Genomic DNA, 17,588 nt, shown 5'->3' on the forward strand with positions numbered 1-17,588 from the left:
CCACTCTGCGCCAGGGTAGTTCTGTTGCAGCGGCAAGGACATGCGTGGACATGGGGGCACCACAAGCACAGCGCGCCGGGCGTAGGAAAGGGCCAGCCTTGCCGCGCTCCCGCGGCCAGACCGCAAAGACAATCGCCCCCCGGTACAGGTGCCAAGTCGCGTGGCCGAGCACCGGCAGCGCCACCAGCAGCCCGAGGACCCACGGCAGCAGCACCAGCGTCAGCAACACCGCCACGATCACAGCCCAACCGAGCATCGCCGCGCGGTTACGCCCGAAAAGGCGCAGGCTGGTGCAGGTCGCGGTGAGGAAGTCGACCTCGCAGTCGACCAGCATCGGCAGACTGCCCACGGTAAAGGCCAAGAACACATAGGCGACCACTGCGCCCACCGCGCCGCCGAGCGACAAATCAAGGGCTCGAGCAGAGCGAAGAAGGAAGCCCTGATCGCAGGCGACTGGGAGCGCGTTTCGAAACTGGCGCGAAATCGGCAGGGCGATTGAGGCAAGGGCGGCGCGTGGCGTTGGGCCTGCGGCCCAGCTTCGCTTCCGACAGGCTCAGGCTGAGCGGAATTGGGGATGGCGGAAATTGGGTGGGTAGCGGAACAGCAGATAGATTGCAGGTCAGCAACAAAGCAGACAATCTGGGACGAGATTTGACAGCTTGCCTTACTCGCTGTACCGATCGTTCGGTCCACACTTAGAAAGGGTGTCTGATATGAAGCTTTATGATCTCGAACTATCGGGCAATTGCTACAAGGTGCGCCTTTTTTGTGCGTTGATCGGTCAGCCCATCACACTTCGTCCCGTGAATTTCCTTGAAGGTGAGCATAAAAGCGCGGAGTTCATCGAGCGCAACCCGTTCGGCGAAATTCCAGTATTGATTGATGGCGACGTTATCCTGCGCAACTCACAAGCCATGCTGGCCTATCTGGCGCGTAAGTTCGATCGCGAGGACTGGTACCCAACCGGCGCACGTGAAGAGGCGGAAGTCATGCAATGGTTGATGGTCGCAGAAAATGAGATCGCGCGCGGTCCAAACGATGCCCGGCTTCACGACAAGTTCGCATACAAATTGGATGTAGAAGCGGCACGTATCGCCTCGGCACGCCTAATCGAAATTTTGGATAAGCATCTTTCGCGCTGTAAATGGCTGGCTTTATCGAAACCCACAATCGCTGATGTTGCATGTTTTCCGTACGTAGCACTGGCTCACGAAGGCGGCATATCATTGGAGCCATATACATCCGTTCGAGCATGGCTGGACCGAGTGAAAGCCCTCCCCAATTTTCTCACCATGCCAGCGATCTGAAAGGACAGCTATGTCATTCCGCATCACGTCGTACGAACATGTTGGCATCCGCGTAACGGACCGCCAGCGAGCCACCAAATTCTACGAAGCATTTGGCTGGAGGGAAGAAATCGATCTCCCTGAGCATCATGCAAATGAGATGGTCAACGAGGAGGGGATTTACATCAACCTGATCTTTAACGGGACACCGCGCAAAGGCGCGCGAAACGTGCTTCAGGACGAAGAGGTGAAACATCCTGGCATGACTCACGCCGCTTTCATCGTGGACGATCTCGACGCTCTTATCGCCAAACTTTCGCGAGAGGATATTAAGATTACGGACGGGCCACACATTTACAGCGACCGACGCCGGCTGATCTTTGTGCGCGATCCCGACGGCAATGTTCTGGAGTTTAACGAACTTCTGGAACCTGTGCAAAGCCAACAGGATGGTTCTTCGTAGCTCTAGAAGGAACCAGTCATGACAATGGATGAACGCCAGCTCGATCTTGTCGACAAAGTTGCTCGCACTTTTCGTGAGAACGGGTTTCACGGTACGACGATGAGTATTATTTCGGACCGGACCGATCTCGGGCGCTCCAGCATCTATCATCACTTTGGTCGGGGAAAGCTGGAAATGGCCCATCGGTCGCTTGAATCGATTGAAGCCATTATTCACTCGATCAGACAAACGACATCTTCGCCAACCCTCTCACCAGCGACAAAGTGGGAAGTGGTTCGCGCGATGTTACATCGACATTACGAGGGCGGTTTACTCGGCTGTCTCCTTGCGGTGTTCGCGATGGAAGAAGTACCGAACGAATTGCGCGACCAAACAGGACGTTTATTCAGCGCATGGGCTGACGCGACGGCCGAACTCTATCGCATGGCCGGTTGTTTAGAAATGGATGCTTTGCGCTACGCCCAGCGCGACGTAATCCTTATTCAGGGAGCACTCGTCCTTTCACGCGCCCACGGCTCTTCCGCGCCCTTCGAGGAGGCGCTGGAGGATATTTCGGAGGCATTGGAACTCCGGACATCCCAAACTTAGCTTTAGCAGCTTTGCAAAGATCACGTTTGGAATGTTCGAATTTCAGCTTTGAGGGCCTTCCGCTTGAATGCCTAATGACCGCTCTCGGATCGTCAGCCGCCACTCGCCTCTCCACCCTCACCAATCGCCCGCGTCATCCAGCAAGCGGCCTCGCCATAGCCCCTGACCTTCTCCGCCAACGCGCGCGAAACCGGTTCCGCCACAAAGCCAAGCTTACTCCAATACCTCGCCGCGCCCTCGACCGCGATCAGCTCGGCCCTGCGCAGCCCATCCTGCGCCGCCAGCGCAAGCGCGCGCTCGGCCAGCTTGCGGCCAATCGCAAGGCCGCGCCCGGAAGCCGAGACCGACAAATCGTGCAGGAACAGCACCTCGCTCGGCTCGCCATCATGAAGGATTGCCCCCACCGCAGGCGGTGACTGCCGCCGCCAGCCATGCGCGAGGAGGTAGCCCAGCAGCTGCCCCTCCCGCCGCGCGGCAAGGCAATAGGAGGCGCTCAGCGCAATCCGGCTGGCAAAGGCGCTCTCACCTTCGCGCAGGAACGGCGGATAGGCCTCGGCCTGAATCGCCAGCGCGGCGGGCAGATCTGGCAGACGCAGCGCATCGATGGCAACGGTTCGGCTATCGCAGGACATCGGCCACCTATCGCCAGGCGTGCGACCAGCCGCAAGCCGCCAGACGCGCTCAGTCCTCTTTCCCCGCCACGCCGTAGTTGATCGTCGCGTTGCGGGTCTTCTGGAACTCGGGGACGGTCAGGCCCTTCATGCTGGCGTAAATGTCGATGTTGCCGATGCCGGTCACCGCGCCGAGCTTTTCGAGCATGAAGAAGATCACGCCATAGTGGATCATCCCGATCCAGTCGCGGCGACGGACGAGATCGCGCTCTTCCTCGGTCAGGCCGGCCTGCTCGTAGGCCGCTTCTTCGTCTTCGCGGAAAAGTTTGCGCACCTTGGGTTCGGTCAGCGAATGCAGGAAACGGTTGAGGCGAAAGCCCTTTACGCTGCGTGCGATGGTAAAGGGATAGGTGCCCTGCATCTCCTCGGCCCCGGCATAGTCGCGGTCGGCGCGTGCGCGGGTGACTTCGGGCGGCTCGACCGACGCGTCTACCGCTCGCTCTTCAAGGATCATCGTGGCGATCGGGCACATCGAGGGCAGGAAATAGGTCTTGTGCGTGCATTCGACATCGGCCGAGAGCGCCCCGCGCATCATCAGCCACATCACCACCTCGGCCCCTTCCCAGCCGCCGAGCTTCGCTAGCTCGGCAATGGTCATGTCGAGCAGGCCCTCCGGATCTTTCTCCAGCCGTTCCATGAATTCCATGTCCCAGTCGGGATTGTTGAAGCCGCAGGCCTCGCCGTGGACCTGATGCGACAGACCCCCGGTTCCCGCGATGGCGACCTTGATATCCTCGGGGTACGACAGGATCGCCTGCCGCAGCGACTTGCCGAACTTGTAGAACCGCCGCGCCGAGGGCAGCGGCACGGTCAGCACGCCGCAGACCACGGGCAGGATCTTCGTCGCCCAGCCGTGCTGCTTATCATGGTCCACCATCACCGACAGCGGCGAAAAGGCCCCGTGGTCGAGCCCCTTGCCCTGAAAATAGGAAAGGTCGAATTCGTTGGCGACCATCACCCGCGCCACGTGTTCGGCGAACTTCGGGTCGCCCTCGATCGCCGGAATATCGCGCGGGCCGCCGCCTTCGTCCGCCGCCTTGAATTCCTCGCCCACACCCAGAGCGAAGTGGCTGTAGTGCTCGAAGAACGAGGTCATGTGGTCATTGTAGATATAGACCAGCACGTCGGGCTGCTTCTCGCGGAACCAGTCCTGCACCGGCTCATAGCCTTCGAAGATCGGCTTCCAGACGGGATCGTCCTGCTTGCCGCCATCCTTGGCGAAAGCGATGGTGGGAGTGTGCGAAGTGGCGACGCCGCCGACGATAGTGGCCATGTAATCTCTCCGTTCGGGCAGGCTCAAACCTGCTCACATCGTCGGCAATCATGGCATAGGCAAAGCGCACGGGACAGACATTTGTCCCGCCCGCTGAATTTTTCAGATATGCGAAGCTGGGTTCCGGTCAGCCTTCCGGGTCGAGCAGCCGCGCCTTGGACGCGAAGTGGGCGACCAGTGCGTCGATGGTCGAGCGCATTCGCGGCATCTTGTGCAGGTCGGCATGGACGCCGAGCCAGATATCGCGGCGCAGGTCGGGCAGATCGGTGCGGATGCGTTGCAGGCGCTCGTCATGATCGGCGCGGAAGCGCGGCAGCATCGCCACCCCGCCGCCATGGCACGCGGCATCGTGCTGCACCTCGCGGCTGTTCGACTTGAGCCCCACCGGAAGGCTTGCGAAATGTTCGGCCATGGCGCGCGCCTCGGGCAGGTGGGCCTGATCGTCGAGCACGGTGATCACCCGCTCGGGCTCGGGCTGCGTGCGTGCGGTGTAGAACGACAGGGCGAGCGTGGCGACCTTGCGCGCCACGATCAGATCGCCTTCGAAGCGGGTCATGCGGATGGCGATGTCCGCCTCGCGCCGCGACAGGTTGAGCGATTGGGTGGCGGCGAGGAGTTCGACGACAATGCCGGGATGCTCGCGCTGCAAGTCAAGCATGGCAGGCGCGATGAAGGCCCCGGCCAGCGTGTCGACCGTGGTCAGCCGAACCGTGCCTTCGAGCCGTGCGTCGCTGCTGCAGGCGAGAAGCTGCGCGGCATAGGCTTCCTCCTCCATCCGCTCGGCCCGCGCCAGCATCTGCTCACCCAGCGCGGTGAGGACAAACCCCTCGGGCGTGCGCAGCAACAGCCGCGTGCCGAGGTTAGCCTCCAGCGCGGCCAGCCGGCGGCCCATCGTCGGCTGGGTCACCCCAAGCGAACGCGCCGCCGCCGAAAGGCTGCCGTGCCGCGCGATGGCGAGGAAATTCTGCAAATCGTCCCAGTTCACAATCTTATGCCCTGCCGCCACCTATACGAAAACGCATGAGCCTTAGAAGGTTTTCGGCAATTCCGAAACGCATTCGTTCAACTACATCGAAAGCAAGAAACCAGGAGGCCTATATGTCCACCACTTACAAAGTCGCCGTCATCGTCGGCAGCCTGCGCAAGGATTCGCACACCCGCAAGCTGGCCCATGCGCTGATGGCCGAAGCACCTGCAAACCTCGAAGCCAGCATCGTCGAGATCGGCGACCTGCCGCTGTACAACGAAGACCTCGAAACCGACACGCCGCCGGCCGCCTGGACGCGGATGCGCGAGCAAGTGGGCGCCGCCGATGCGGTGCTGTTCGTGACGCCGGAATACAACCGTTCGATGCCCGGAGCGCTGAAGAACGCGATCGACGTTGGCTCGCGCCCCTGGGGCGAGGCGGTGTTCACCAGCAAGCCCGCCGCCATCGTCGCCGCATCGCCTGGTGCGGTCGGCGCGTTCGGGGCTAACCATCATCTGCGCCAGTCGCTGGTGTTCTTCGATATGCCGGTGATGGGCCAGCCTGAAGCCTATATCGGCAACTTGTTTGGCCTGTTCGACGAGAGCGGCGCCGTGGCCAGCGAGGAAACCAAAGCCTTCCTGCAAACGATCATGGAAGCCTTCGCCAAGTGGATCGAGCGCACCGCACTGCCGACAAGCGCCAACTGACGGCCAGCCTCAAGTCACTCCGGCCAGCCCCCCGCGGCCGGAAAGCAAAACGGGCAGGAAGCGCCATGCTTCCTGCCCGTTTTTCGTTCATGCCCGAAGGCGATGACGCTTAGCTGAGGTGCTTCGACACGGCAGCGGTCATCTTGAACATCGAAATCTGTTCGTTGCCGATCACGGCGCCAAGCTTGGCGTCGGGGTTGATCTGGCGCTTGTCCTTGGCATCCTGCAGGTCGTTGGCCTTGATGTATTCCCACACCTTCGAAGTGACCTGCGCACGCGTCATCGGGCCTTTGCCGATCACGTCTTCCAGCGCCGGCGACAGGGTAACGGGCTTGCTCAGCGCGTTGTTCTTGGCTGCCATAATCTAACTTACGTCCTTTACCGTTCGAATCGGAACTATTCGCTTAGCCCGGCCAAAAGCCCGCCGTCGCTATGCTTCAATGCGTAATCCACCGGTTTTTCACAGGTTCCCCACTTGCGCGGTGGATCAATTGCCGTCGAAGTCGATCGAATCGATGTCGACATCGTCCCAATCGCCTTCCTCGCCATCGTTCTCGGCGCGGGCATAGTTGGCCGAGAGCATGGTAGCGGCGACCACATGCCCCTCCATCGCCGCGAACAGTTCGTCGCGGCCCGCGCCCGGCATCAGCGCCACAGGAAGGTCGAGGGCGAACAGCTGGAAGATATACTCGTGCGCCTCATCCCCTTGCGGCGGAGCGGGCAGCGCCCATTCGGAATTGCCGAAAGAGTTCTTGCCGACGCGCGGCGGAACCTCGCCTTCGAGCAGCTGGCCCTGCTGCGGGGCGAGACCCCAGACCAGCCAGTGGCAGAACGGCTCGTCACTCGGCGCATCGGGATCTTCCACGATCAGCACCAGTTCGGCCGCTTCGCTTGGCGGGGCGCTCCAGTCGAGCGGCGGGGCGACTGCGTCTTCCTCGTCGGCGGTGAAGCACGGATCCAGCTCGTCGCCCTGCTTGAAGGCGGCCGAGGTAAGACGGAAGCCGCCCTTGCCGAGAATTTCGGGTTTGGCGAGTTTCGCCAGTGCCAACTGTGCGCGCGTGTTTCCTGCCATGGACGGTCCTTTCTTTTCGGAGGGCTTGCCTGCTTGCGGCGGATCGAGAGCCCATCTGAAGACTTGGCCCCCAAAGCGCAAGGATCGCCCCCAGGTTCTCCTCGTTGCAGGCCACCAACGCGCAAGGTACCGGGCCGATCCGCCGAACCCCGCTTTTGTCCGCTTGCCATCGCGATGCCGCTGACTTAGCACTTTCCCTTAGGGGCAGGCTCGCCCCTCCCATTCGGGAGTGCAAAGTTACCGCCATGCGCGCCTCACCCTTCGTCGCCTCGCTCGCCAGCCTTGCCCTGCTCTCTTCATGCGGTGGGGGTGGATCAGGCTCAGGCAGTTCAGCAACGCCCGCTCCGGGCGCAAGCGCGCCTACCCCGTCTCCAACCACCAGCAGCGCGCCCTGCTCGCTCACCAGCCGGGCCGCAGCTTTCGACGAAGTAATCGACGAATGGTATGTGTTCCCCGACCTGCTCGCCAATCCGTCGATTGCCTCATATTCGAACCTTGAGGACTATATCGACGCCCGCGTCGCCCCGGCCCGGGCACAGAACAAGGATCGCTACTTCACCTATCTGACCTCGATCGCCGAGGAGAACGCCTACTACTCTTCGGGTTCGAGCGCGGGGTTCGGCTTTCGCCTGTCGTACGATACCTCGGCGCGGCGGGTGTGGGTGGCGGAAACCTTCGAGGACACGCCCGCGCTGGGTGCCAATCTTGATCGCGGCACCGAGATTCTGGCCATCGGCACATCTGCGTCCAACCTCCAGACCATCGACCAGATCATGGCGAGCAACGCGGTCTATCCCGACTATGCCGTCTATCTCGCGCTCGGCCCGAACGATGCGGGTGTGACACGGGTTTTGCGCGTGCGCGATCAGTCCGGTGTCACGCGCGAAGTCTCGCTTACAAAAACCGACTTCGCGCTCGATCCGGTGTCGGACCGTTATGGCGCTAAGGTGATCGACGATAACGGCAAGAAGGTTGGCTATTTCAACCTGCGCACCTTTATCGAACCGGCCATTGCCGACATGCGCGAAGCCTTCGCGGACTTCCGCGCCCAGGGCGTCACCGAGTTCATCGTCGATCTGCGCTACAACGGTGGCGGCGCACTTTCGGTGGCCGACGTGCTGGGCGATCTGCTGGCGCGCGACCACGTGGGCGATGTCTACTACAAGCTCGCGCTGCGTCCCTCCAAGTCGGCTCAGGATGAGATTTATCGGTTCGCGAACAGACCGCAATCGGTCGCGCCGACGCGGATCGCCTTCATCGGCACCGAGGCGACCGCTTCTGCCAGCGAACTGGTGGTCAACGGCCTGAAACCTTACCTCAAGAGCAACCTGGCGCTTGTCGGCTCCAACACCTTTGGCAAGCCGGTAGGCCAATTCGCATTCGACCTGGAGGAATGCGACGACCGGCTGCGGCTGCTTACTTTCAAGCTCGAAAACGCCGAGGGCAACGGCGAATATTTCAACGGCCTCGCGACCACCGTGCCCAACACCTGCCGCGCCGACGATGACCTGTCCTATCAGCTGGGCGACCCGCGCGAAAACATGGTCGCCCGCGCGCTCGATTTCCTTGCCGGACGCTCGTGCGCGCCGATTGCGAGGGGCACCGACGATGCCATCGCCTCTACGCAGCGCACAAGCCAGGGCAGGCGGGGCCTCCTCACGCCAGAGCAGCCGCGCAGCACCGCCGAGCGCGAGGTGCCGGGGCTGTTCTAGGCGGGCTGCCGGGCTGGCTCTTGGGCCGGATCGGCAGGCGGATGGGTGGCGCGCCAGGCGCAGCCTTCGCGCTGCTGCGCGCCAAGCTGCAAGGTCGCCACAAACGGATAGGTCTTGTCGCTCATGCCATCGGAGCAGCGGCCCGGCGTGACCATCAGGTCGAAGCTCTCGCCGTCAAGCGTGCCTGACCATGTCACCCCGCCCCGCCCGGCAAAGCGGCTGACCGCAATCGCGGTGCCGTCGATATTGTCGGGCGTGCTGTAGGTGAGGCTTTCGCCCACGACCGAGCCGCCCCAGAACGGCTCCGTTCCGGTGAAGCGCATTTCCTCGTCGGCACCGATCTCCGAGAATGGCCTCGGGTCTTCGGCATTGCCCGGGACGATGCTGTCCGCCTCCGAACAGGCAGCCAGCATCAGGAACGAGAGGGCAACGGGAGCGAGCTTGGCGGCGGCGCGATGCATGAAGATTTCCTCTGGACGATCGGAGATTGTCTCTTTCCAGCAAAGTCCGCTCCTGCCAAGGCCGCAGCCGCGCGAACGGGAGCATTTACGCATGAGTGGCCAGGACGAAGAATACGTATACGACGAGGAAAGCGGAGAATGGATGCCGGCTTCCGAACTCGCAGCCAAGCAGGCCGCAGCCAGCACGGTGGAAGTGCGCGATGCGGTGGGCAACATGCTGGCCGATGGCGATCAGGTTACGCTGATCAAGGATCTCGAGGTTAAGGGCGCAGGCCAGACGCTCAAGCAGGGCACACTGATCAAGTCGATCCGACTGACCGGCGATCCGCAGGAGATCGACTGCAAGTATCCCGGGATCAAGGGCCTGGTGCTGCGCGCCGAGTTCGTGCGCAAGCGGGCCTAGGCGCGCTACTTTCGCGCGCGTGACAGGCGGCGCTTGTTGGCGCGAACGGGCTTGCGATAGTGGGCCAGCGTCTTGTTGGCCACAGCTTCCGGCTGCGCGCCACCGATCATCAGCGGCCACAGCGCGAAAGGCAGGCTGGCCCCGGCGCTGACCTTTTCGCTCACCATCCGTTTCGCCTCGCGTTCTGCGAGGGCTCCGCCGCCCATCATCCGCATCGAACGCAACCAGATGACGTTCGCCGCCTCCAGCCCGAGCATCCAGCTATCAAAAGCAACTTGGGCAGGGTTGGCGGGTGTCTTGCGCGTCATGGCAGTCTCCGATTCAGGAAGGGGGCCATGAGGTAACGCGGGGTCACCCGTTTGGTTGCGTCCCCGACCGCGCAATTGCGACCGGGGCGACAGACATGGTCAGCCCCCGGCGAGCGCGCTGGCCGGAACGCCGCGCGCCGCAAGCTGCGACATTGCGCTCTCGCGCGCGCCATTGAAGCAAGCGCGCGCATCGGGCAGCCGGTCGATCTTGGAGCCGCCATTGATGTCGCACACCGCGCGCGCCGCATTGTCGATGCGGATTTGCAAAGTGTCGCGGTCATAAGCGGTGGTGAGATCGAGATCGGCGGTGTCTACCACCACGGCACTGTGATCGAGCGACTGGCTCACCAGCACTTCGCCATCGCTGGCGAAAGCAGGGGCCATGGCGGCCATACCGATCAAACTGGCGGCGAAAAGCGCGGCCCCGCGCGGGGTCTTGGCGAAGTTAGGCATCGTACTCTCCTGCAAGTCCGCCGAACGTCCATGCGAACGGCGTGACGAAAGGGCTGCGCAGCACGCGCAGCTCCTTGTGGCAAGATGATCTTCTCGCCCGAACGTTCCAATGGCTCGTCGTATTTCGAGAGGCAAAGCGCCTTTCACGCGCGACAAGCCGCAGCCCAAGCCAAAACACGCGGCTTCGCATGTTGCCTTGACGCCAAATTCGACTAGCCCCGCGCGGCAAGTGAGTCTGCCAAAGGAAACGCCGATGTCCGTCCCTTTCCGCTATGCGATGCTGGCGCTGCTAATGGCGGGCTGCGCGCCCGAAAGCGGATCGGCCCAGAACGGACCGCATCGCGGACCGGATCAGGGCACGCAGGCAGAGCCGCGCAATTTCCCGCGTCTGATCCCCGAACCGATCCAGCGCGACGGTGATCACACTATTCTGGTCGGCTGGCACGACGCGCCGACTGCCTATTCGGTCAATCGCATCCTGCCAGACGATCCGGCCTTTGCCGGTGCAGCGATTTTCACCGTGAAAGATGTGGCGGTGGATTTCGAGCAGGGCCTGCAAGAAGCGCTAGCGCACGAAGGCGTTAGCGATCCGACCGTGGTGGCACGCCGGGACCTGACCGGTTCGATACCCGACATGTTCAGCGAGGCGATCGACAACGCGGGCGGGCGCTATTCCACCTTCATCGCCGCCGCTACCGGCCCCGATGGCCCGGTGCGCGTGGCGGGATTCTGGCTACAGACGCCGACGGGACCAGAAATAGGATCGACCTTCGAGATGTTCGTCGCACCGCGCGACACTTTCGAAGCAATGGGCGGCTGGTTCGTACCCACCGCGCGCTATTTCGACGTATCCTTCACCAACCCCGCCTCGGTCGATCTGCGGCACCACGGCGCGCTGCCTGCCGATGAGGGCGCGCAGAACATCGCCAAGCATTTCGGCGAGTTCATGACCTTCATCCTGCAAAGCCAGTCACTGATGGCAGCGATGACCCAGCAGACGCTGAGCATCCAGCAAGGCCTCGATCAGGTCGAACCTCGCGGCTTGCAGGATCCGATGTACAAGCCGTGAGGTCCGGAAGCTGCCGCGAGCGTCAGTCGTGCTCGCGGTCGCCTGCGCCCATGTAAAGCTCGCGCCCGGTCTCTTCGTAGACCTTGCTCATCTCTTCCATGCCCTTCTCCGCCTCTGCGGCGGCAACGAAGCCGTCGCTCGGCTGGTTCTGGAGTTTCGCGAACTCGCGCACCTCCTGGCTGATCTTCATCGAGCAGAACTTCGGCCCGCACATCGAGCAGAAATGCGCCGACTTCGCCCCTTCCGCCGGAAGCGTCTGGTCGTGATATTGCTCGGCGGTATCGGGATCGAGCGAGAGGTTAAACTGATCGCGCCAGCGGAACTCGAAGCGCGCCTTGCTCAACGCGTCGTCGCGCACCTGCGCGGCCGGGTGGCCCTTGGCGAGGTCCGCCGCGTGGGCCGCCAGCTTGTAGGTCACCACACCCACCTTCACGTCGTCGCGATCCGGCAGGCCAAGGTGCTCCTTCGGCGTGACGTAGCAGAGCATCGCCGTGCCATACCAGCCGATCTGCGCCGCGCCGATGCCGCTGGTGATATGGTCATAGCCCGGCGCAATGTCGGTGACGAGCGGCCCGAGCGTGTAGAACGGAGCCTCGCCGCAGGCTTCGAGCTGCTTGTCCATGTTCTCCTTGATCTTGTGCATGGGCACGTGGCCCGGCCCTTCGATCATCACCTGCACATCCTGCTCCCAGGCGCGCTTGGTCAGTTCGCCCAGCGTGTAAAGCTCGGCGAACTGGGCCTCGTCGTTGGCGTCGTAAATCGAGCCGGGGCGCAGGCCGTCGCCCAGCGAATAGGCGATGTCGTAGGCCTTCATGATCTCGGTGATCTCGTCGAAGCGCTCGTAGAGGAAGCTCTCCTTGTGATGCGCGAGGCACCACTTGGCCATGATCGAGCCGCCCCGGCTGACGATCCCGGTCATGCGCTTGGCCGCGAGCGGCACATAGGGCAGGCGCACCCCGGCGTGGATCGTGAAGTAGTCGACGCCCTGTTCGGCCTGCTCGATCAGCGTATCGCGGAACACCTCCCAGGTCAGATCCTCGGCAATGCCGCCGACCTTTTCGAGCGCCTGATAGATCGGCACCGTGCCGATCGGCACCGGCGAGTTGCGGATGATCCATTCGCGGGTGTCGTGGATGTTGCGGCCTGTGCTCAGGTCCATCACGGTGTCCGCGCCCCAGCGGATCGACCAGACCATCTTGTCGACCTCGCTCGCCACATCGCTGGCAACGGCAGAGTTGCCGATATTGGCATTGATCTTGACGAGGAAGTTGCGCCCGATGGCCATCGGCTCGGCCTCGGGGTGGTTGACGTTGCTGGGAATGATGGCCCGCCCGCGCGCCACTTCGTCGCGCACGAATTCAGGCGTTACGTAGTCGGGGATCGAAGCACCCCAGTCCTGCCCCTCGCGGCGGTATTCCTTCAGCTTCGCGCGCCCGAGGTTTTCGCGCTCGGCGACATATTCCATCTCGGGGGTGATGATGCCCTGCCGGGCGTAGTACATCTGGCTGAGGTTCTTGCCCGGCTTGGCGCGCAAGGGGCGACGCAGCGCGGTGGGGAACGGGGGCACGCCGCCCGACCGGTCGGGCCCGAGCTGGCCGTTGTCCTCCGGCTTGACCTCGCGCGGCGCATATTCCTCGACATCGCCGCGTGCGAGCTGCCACTCGCGGCGCAGCGGCGGCAGGCCTGCCTGAATGTCGATGGTCGCGTCAGGGTCGGTATAGGGGCCGGAGGTATCGTAGACCCGCACCGGCGGCTCGCCGCTGCTCGGTTCGAGGTCGATCTCGCGCATGGCCACCTTGAGCGGCCCAACGTGGACCTTGCGGCTGCCACGGATGGGGCCGGTGGTGACACCGATCTCGAGCTTGCTGTTGATATCGGCCATGCACTTCTCTCCTAGTTGCCGGAGAAAAGGCCGCGTTTTTCTTGGTCGAGAAAACCGCTTCCCTCCCTCCGCCGGTCTTAACCGGATCAGGTTCAGCGGGTCGGCGGCTCGTGCCGCCCTCTCAAGCGCCGTGCCTGATCGGATCAGGCAGCGCTCCCCCGGGGCAAGGGCCTCTATAGAGGCTAATCGCCCACGAAGATAGGGACCTGTTCGCGGGGGTCAGATAATCCGGGCAAAGCTCGCGACGACCAGCACCGCGCCGCCAACGACCAGACCATAAGCCCAGCCCCGGCCCCGCACGCCGACCAGACGCCGCCCCAGCGCCATCATGCGCTCGCCAACCGCCACGAAGGCCAGCCCGGCGGCCACCACTGCGCCACCCAGCGCGGTCGCGAACATGGCCAGTGGATCACCCACCTGCCACGGATTGACGAGATAAATCGCCGCGCCGCCCAGCACGAAGACGACGCCGGTGAGGAAGCGCAGCCCCGGTGAGTGCTCCCATTCGGACAGCAATTCGAGATAGAACCCGCGCACCCGCAATTCGGCAAAGCCAAGAACGAGAGCTAACAGGCCGGCAAAGAACGCGAGGCCGGCGGCAAGATCGGTGAATTGAGCCATAGGCGCGGATACCAATGGCCCTGCTCTGGGTCTAGGCGGAGGGGATAAATTCCGGCGTCTGGTTTCGACCCATTGCGGGCATTAATCATTCCGCTAAATTGGCGACCTTCAAGGTCGCTCAGCCGCGAGAATGCATTGTTCAACTATTACATCCAGAAGTGGGTTATCGCTCGCCGGTTTGAGAAAACCGATCGCGGCTTTCTCTACAGGAGGAGGCCCGACCTTCCTGGAATAATGTTGACCGATGATGAGCGCCGAGAAACTATCCGCGTATTTCGTCGTCGCTATTGGAGATTTTGGCTTCGCATTTTTGCGATCATGATGGCGACCTTTTTTGCGCTCGCGATTGCGGCAGTTATCTTTAGACTTGACGAGACGTTCCTAATTCTTGCTCTCTTCGTCCTCGCAAGTGTTATGATTGCCTTTGTTCTCAAAGAACAGCGCGAGTGGTCGCTAATTCCAGAAGAGCAATTTGCGGATCGCCCGCGTATAGCGTCCGACCTACCGACCGGTGGTTGGCTAGTGCGTAACCAGAACTTGGCACGACGGCGATCTTGGCCAGTCAATATCGGCCTCATCGGGTTATACGGATTTGCGCTTTGGTTTTTGGCCCCACGGTCGCTAGAAGCTGGCCTCGTCCAGTGGTTCTTCTTTGCATGTTTCGCGTTTGGCTTCTTGGCACTGATCCATGGTGTGATAGGCAAAGCCCGGCAGCCAAGGTGACGGCGCGGGGGCGTCTTCTTGAGCGCAAAGCGCGACAGGTCCGACGCGCGCTTCCCCAAATTTAACTTGGCCCAATCTTCGAGTTCGTCCACGCGGCCTTAGTGAGTAAGGCCCGGAAAGCTCCCACCCGGCAAGCCACACCATGACTGTTCTCTTCCGCCTCGATGCCGATGCTCGCACCATCGCCCGCCATTTCGGCGCTTACAGCGGCAATGACCCATGGGCGGGCGGCCATGTCGCGCCCGGAGCCTTCGCGCCGGTCATCACCGAGGGACGCGAGTTCATCGCCGGGCCGGGCGCGGCGCGGCAAACGCGGCGTATGGTGCCGCGACTGTGGGGTGTCCCGCCTCCGCCTTCAGCGAGCTACAATGCGCGGCCCGTGCTCAGCGTCGCCAATCCCGATAGCCCGTTCTGGATCGGCAACCTGCGCAACCGCGAATTCCGCTGCCTCGTGCCTGCGACCAACTTCATGGTCTGGGGCGCGGGGACCGACTACGAAGGCCGCCGCCTGCGCCACTGGCTTGCGCCCGAGGGCGAGACGCTGTTCGCCTTTGCCGGAGTGTGGAAGGATAGCGAGGTGCCAAGCTTCGCGCTTATCACCCGCCCCGCCAGCCCCGAAGTCCGCGCGCTTGGCGCTGAACGGATGCCACTGGTGCTGCCGGGGCACGAGAAAGCCTATGCGCTGTGGCTGCGCGGCGGGTGGGACAGGGCCTCTTCGCTGCTAGAAACCGATCCCGAAGCTCCCTTGCGCGAGCTGAGCCCAAGCGACCGGGGCTAGTAGGACTGCGGCCATTGCCAGCAGCGCCCCTCGCGCTATGACCGTTGCTAACACCTGAAACCGGAAATCGAGGACGACCCCATGCTTCTCCGCCGTGCCGCCCTTCTGCTGTCGCTCCCGCTTGCTGCGGGCGTGGCCCTGCCCACCGCCCTCGCCGCCCGCCCGATGACGCCGCAGGACGTCGCCCGCATCGAGTACACGGCGGGGATCGCGATTTCGCGCGATGGCACCAACATCGCCTACACCACACTCTCGCGCCCCGACGTCACCAAGGGCGAGGAGAACGGCAGCGCGCGGCAGGAGCTGTTCCTCGCCAATGCGCCGATGCAGGGGCGCGCCTGGCTGCCCGAGGGGATGGAAGTCTCGCGGATCGGGTTCACCCCCGATGGCGCGATGGTCACCTTCCTGTGGAGCGCAGAGGACGAAAAGCGCGCGCTGTGGGGCGTACCGGTGAATGGTGGGCCTTATCGCAAGCTGGCCGAAATCGACGGTGCCAATGTCACGTCCTATTCCTTCGCGCCTTCGGGCAGCGAGGTTTACCTGATCGCCGCCCCCGCCAAGGACGAAGAGCGCGAAACCGAATCCGAGGCCGGGTTCAATTCTCGCGTCTACGAAGAAGAGCTGCACACTGCGCGGGTGTTCGTGGCGAGCCTCGGCCAGGAAATCGATGCCGAACCGCGCCAGCTTGAGCTTCCGGGCGAGGTCTATAGCTTCGAGGTCGCCCCCAATGGCGAGTTCGCGGTGTTTACCTCTGCCCCCACCCCGCTGGTGGATGATCAATATACCAACCTGCGCGCCAATATCCTCAACCTGTTCGACCAGAGCGTCGTGAGGGTGGAGACTCCCGGCAAGCTCGGCGACATCGAGATTTCGCCCGATTCGCGCCAGCTGTCGATGATCGCGGCGGTCGATGAGAACGACCCGGCGGCGACCACGCTGTACCTCGTCGATGCCACCACCGGCGAATTCACTGCCCTCAACGAGGGCGCGCCCGAGGCAGCGGTCGATGCCGAATGGATGGCCGACGGACGGCTCGCCAGCGTGATCCATGTCGGCGCGCAGTCAGTGCTGCGTTACTATTCGGACAGCGGCGAGGTGCTCGGCAATGTCGATCCGGGCGAGCTGATCCTGACCGGGCTCGATCAGGGCGGCAATATCCTGATCGCCACGGCCAATTCGCCCGCGCACCCGAGCGAGCTGTTCGTCGCCTCGCGCGGCGGGTTGGAGCGCTGGACACAGCACAACCCGTGGCTGTCGGAAATCGACTTCGGCAACCAGCGCACGCTTACCTATACAGCGCGCGACGGGCAGGAGATCGAGGGCATTCTGATCGAGCCGGTGGGCGAGCCTCCGCTGGGCGGATCGCCGCTGATCCTCGATGTCCACGGCGGCCCGGAATCGCACGAGAGCAACGGCTGGGTGAGCAGCTACTCCAGTCCCGGACAGGTCGCGGCAGGCCAGGGCTATGCGGTGTTCCTGCCCAACTATCGCGGCTCGACTGGCTATGGCACCGCCTTTTCCAAGCAGCATCAGGCCGATGCCGCGGGCAAGGAGTTCGACGATCTGGTCGACGCCAAGCGCGCGCTGGTCGAGCAGCTTGTGGCCGATGAAGACCGGGTTGGCGTGACCGGCGGCTCCTACGGCGGCTACGCCACCGCGTGGAGTTCAACGCGCTATTCGGAAGAATTTGCCGCTGGCGTCATGTTCGTTGGCATTTCCAACCTACTTTCCAAGCTTGGCACCACCGATATTCCGAACGAGGAATTCCTCGTTCACGCCCGCGCGCAGCCCTGGGACAATTACGAGTTCACCATCGAGCGCAGCCCGGTCACCTATGCCGGACAGGCCGAAACCCCGCTGCTGATCCTGCACGGCGAGGATGATCCGCGCGTCAGCCCGACGCAGAGCCTTGATCTTTATCGCAACATCAAGATCCGCAAGCCGGAAACCCCGCTGCGGCTGGTGTGGTATCCGGGCGAAGGCCACGGCAACGCAATGGCGGCCGCGCGATACGACTATAACCTGCGCATGATGGAATGGTTCGAAACTTTTCTCAAGACAGGTGACCGCACCGCGGAAGTGCCTTCGCCCCGTCCCGATCTGATGATCGAAAAGGACGAGGAATAATAAGGCGCTGGCGCCAGCCCGAAG

The 17,588-nt window shown here is 62.9% G+C and carries 21 protein-coding genes and 1 riboswitch; of the genes, 11 read left to right on the forward strand and 10 right to left on the reverse strand.

The genetic code is table 11. The features are described from left to right. Positions 1–160: 160 nt before the first annotated feature. The 4 genes from E0473_RS15585 to E0473_RS06040 all read left to right on the forward strand — a co-directional run bounded on the left by E0473_RS15585 (position 161) and on the right by E0473_RS06040 (position 2,337). A complete protein-coding gene (locus tag E0473_RS15585) occupies positions 161–499 on the forward strand; it encodes a hypothetical protein (RefSeq protein ID WP_241657347.1) in 339 nt (112 codons plus the stop codon). 214 nt (positions 500–713) lie between these two features. After that, positions 714–1,307 carry a glutathione S-transferase family protein gene (locus E0473_RS06030; protein WP_137679896.1) on the forward strand — a complete coding sequence of 198 codons (594 nt, stop codon included), beginning with the start codon at positions 714–716 and terminating at the stop codon, positions 1,305–1,307. 10 nt (positions 1,308–1,317) lie between these two features. Next, positions 1,318–1,749 carry a VOC family protein gene (locus tag E0473_RS06035; RefSeq protein WP_137679897.1) on the forward strand — a complete coding sequence of 144 codons (432 nt, stop codon included), beginning with the start codon at positions 1,318–1,320 and terminating at the stop codon, positions 1,747–1,749. An 18-nt stretch (positions 1,750–1,767) separates the two neighbouring features. Then, complete coding sequence (locus E0473_RS06040) at positions 1,768–2,337, forward strand: TetR/AcrR family transcriptional regulator (protein WP_137679898.1); 570 nt, start codon at positions 1,768–1,770, stop codon at positions 2,335–2,337. Between the two features lie 92 nt (positions 2,338–2,429). Here the strand turns inward: E0473_RS06040 and E0473_RS06045 are convergent, their stop codons facing one another. The 3 genes from E0473_RS06045 to E0473_RS06055 form a co-directional block, all read right to left on the reverse strand. Further along, complete coding sequence (locus tag E0473_RS06045) at positions 2,430–2,969, reverse strand: GNAT family N-acetyltransferase (protein ID WP_137679899.1); 540 nt, start codon at positions 2,967–2,969, stop codon at positions 2,430–2,432. A gap of 49 nt (positions 2,970–3,018) precedes the next feature. Continuing rightward, on the reverse strand, positions 3,019–4,281 hold the full coding sequence (locus E0473_RS06050; RefSeq protein ID WP_137679900.1) for a gallate dioxygenase: 1,263 nt from the start codon (positions 4,279–4,281) through the stop codon (positions 3,019–3,021). 127 nt (positions 4,282–4,408) lie between these two features. Then, a complete protein-coding gene (locus E0473_RS06055; RefSeq protein ID WP_137679901.1) occupies positions 4,409–5,287 on the reverse strand; it encodes a LysR family transcriptional regulator in 879 nt (292 codons plus the stop codon). Between the two features lie 92 nt (positions 5,288–5,379). Here E0473_RS06055 and E0473_RS06060 point away from each other — a divergent pair, with 92 nt between their 5' ends. After that, a complete protein-coding gene (locus E0473_RS06060; RefSeq protein WP_137679902.1) occupies positions 5,380–5,955 on the forward strand; it encodes an NADPH-dependent FMN reductase in 576 nt (191 codons plus the stop codon). Positions 5,956–6,064: 109 nt separating this feature from the next. Here the strand turns inward: E0473_RS06060 and E0473_RS06065 are convergent, their stop codons facing one another. Both E0473_RS06065 and E0473_RS06070 read right to left on the reverse strand, forming a co-directional pair. Beyond that, on the reverse strand, positions 6,065–6,316 hold the full coding sequence (locus E0473_RS06065) for an SWIB/MDM2 domain-containing protein (RefSeq protein ID WP_137679903.1): 252 nt from the start codon (positions 6,314–6,316) through the stop codon (positions 6,065–6,067). Between the two features lie 126 nt (positions 6,317–6,442). Further along, positions 6,443–7,027, reverse strand: coding sequence for a YbhB/YbcL family Raf kinase inhibitor-like protein (locus E0473_RS06070; RefSeq protein WP_137679904.1), 585 nt, complete (start codon positions 7,025–7,027; stop codon positions 6,443–6,445). A gap of 245 nt (positions 7,028–7,272) precedes the next feature. Between E0473_RS06070 and E0473_RS06075 the strand changes: the two genes are divergently transcribed. After that, positions 7,273–8,739 carry a S41 family peptidase gene (locus E0473_RS06075; RefSeq protein WP_137679905.1) on the forward strand — a complete coding sequence of 489 codons (1,467 nt, stop codon included), beginning with the start codon at positions 7,273–7,275 and terminating at the stop codon, positions 8,737–8,739. On the opposite strand, the gene E0473_RS06080 is transcribed toward E0473_RS06075, so the two are convergent. Continuing rightward, positions 8,736–9,200 carry a COG3650 family protein gene (locus E0473_RS06080; protein WP_162848940.1) on the reverse strand — a complete coding sequence of 155 codons (465 nt, stop codon included), beginning with the start codon at positions 9,198–9,200 and terminating at the stop codon, positions 8,736–8,738. The genes E0473_RS06075 and E0473_RS06080 overlap by 4 nt on opposite strands. 91 nt (positions 9,201–9,291) lie before the next feature. On the opposite strand from E0473_RS06080, the gene E0473_RS06085 reads away from it, so the two are divergent. Further along, entirely contained in the window at positions 9,292–9,603 is a 312-nt protein-coding gene (locus tag E0473_RS06085; RefSeq protein WP_137679906.1) for an alkylphosphonate utilization protein, read from the forward strand. Positions 9,604–9,608: 5 nt separating this feature from the next. On the opposite strand, the gene E0473_RS06090 is transcribed toward E0473_RS06085, so the two are convergent. Both E0473_RS06090 and E0473_RS06095 read right to left on the reverse strand, forming a co-directional pair. After that, positions 9,609–9,911 (reverse strand): hypothetical protein, encoded by a 303-nt coding sequence (locus E0473_RS06090; RefSeq protein ID WP_137679907.1) that lies wholly within the window; start codon positions 9,909–9,911, stop codon positions 9,609–9,611. 99 nt (positions 9,912–10,010) lie between these two features. Further along, positions 10,011–10,364, reverse strand: coding sequence for a UrcA family protein (locus E0473_RS06095; RefSeq protein ID WP_137679908.1), 354 nt, complete (start codon positions 10,362–10,364; stop codon positions 10,011–10,013). Positions 10,365–10,617: 253 nt separating this feature from the next. On the opposite strand from E0473_RS06095, the gene E0473_RS06100 reads away from it, so the two are divergent. Next, a complete protein-coding gene (locus E0473_RS06100; protein WP_137679909.1) occupies positions 10,618–11,433 on the forward strand; it encodes a hypothetical protein in 816 nt (271 codons plus the stop codon). Between the two features lie 22 nt (positions 11,434–11,455). Here the strand turns inward: E0473_RS06100 and thiC are convergent, their stop codons facing one another. Both thiC and E0473_RS06110 read right to left on the reverse strand, forming a co-directional pair. Then, positions 11,456–13,315: a phosphomethylpyrimidine synthase ThiC gene (gene thiC / locus E0473_RS06105; RefSeq protein ID WP_137679910.1), complete on the reverse strand. Its 1,860-nt coding sequence runs from the start codon at positions 13,313–13,315 to the stop codon at positions 11,456–11,458. Positions 13,316–13,361: 46 nt separating this feature from the next. After that, positions 13,362–13,485, reverse strand: a riboswitch (TPP riboswitch). A 49-nt stretch (positions 13,486–13,534) separates the two neighbouring features. Next, positions 13,535–13,936, reverse strand: a complete 402-nt coding sequence (locus E0473_RS06110) for a hypothetical protein (protein WP_137679911.1) — start codon at positions 13,934–13,936, stop codon at positions 13,535–13,537. A 135-nt stretch (positions 13,937–14,071) separates the two neighbouring features. Between E0473_RS06110 and E0473_RS06115 the strand changes: the two genes are divergently transcribed. From E0473_RS06115 to E0473_RS06125, 3 genes are all read left to right on the forward strand, one after another. Further along, entirely contained in the window at positions 14,072–14,659 is a 588-nt protein-coding gene (locus E0473_RS06115; RefSeq protein ID WP_137679912.1) for a hypothetical protein, read from the forward strand. 142 nt (positions 14,660–14,801) lie between these two features. Next, positions 14,802–15,437: an SOS response-associated peptidase family protein gene (locus tag E0473_RS06120; RefSeq protein WP_137679913.1), complete on the forward strand. Its 636-nt coding sequence runs from the start codon at positions 14,802–14,804 to the stop codon at positions 15,435–15,437. Between the two features lie 81 nt (positions 15,438–15,518). After that, the gene (locus E0473_RS06125; protein WP_137679914.1) at positions 15,519–17,564 is read left to right on the forward strand and encodes an alpha/beta hydrolase family protein; all 2,046 of its coding nucleotides are present in this window, start codon (positions 15,519–15,521) and stop codon (positions 17,562–17,564) included. Positions 17,565–17,588 lie beyond the last annotated feature (24 nt).

Origin of the sequence: Aurantiacibacter suaedae (genome assembly GCF_005434915.1) — a bacterium.
GTDB lineage: Bacteria > Pseudomonadota > Alphaproteobacteria > Sphingomonadales > Sphingomonadaceae > Alteraurantiacibacter > Alteraurantiacibacter suaedae.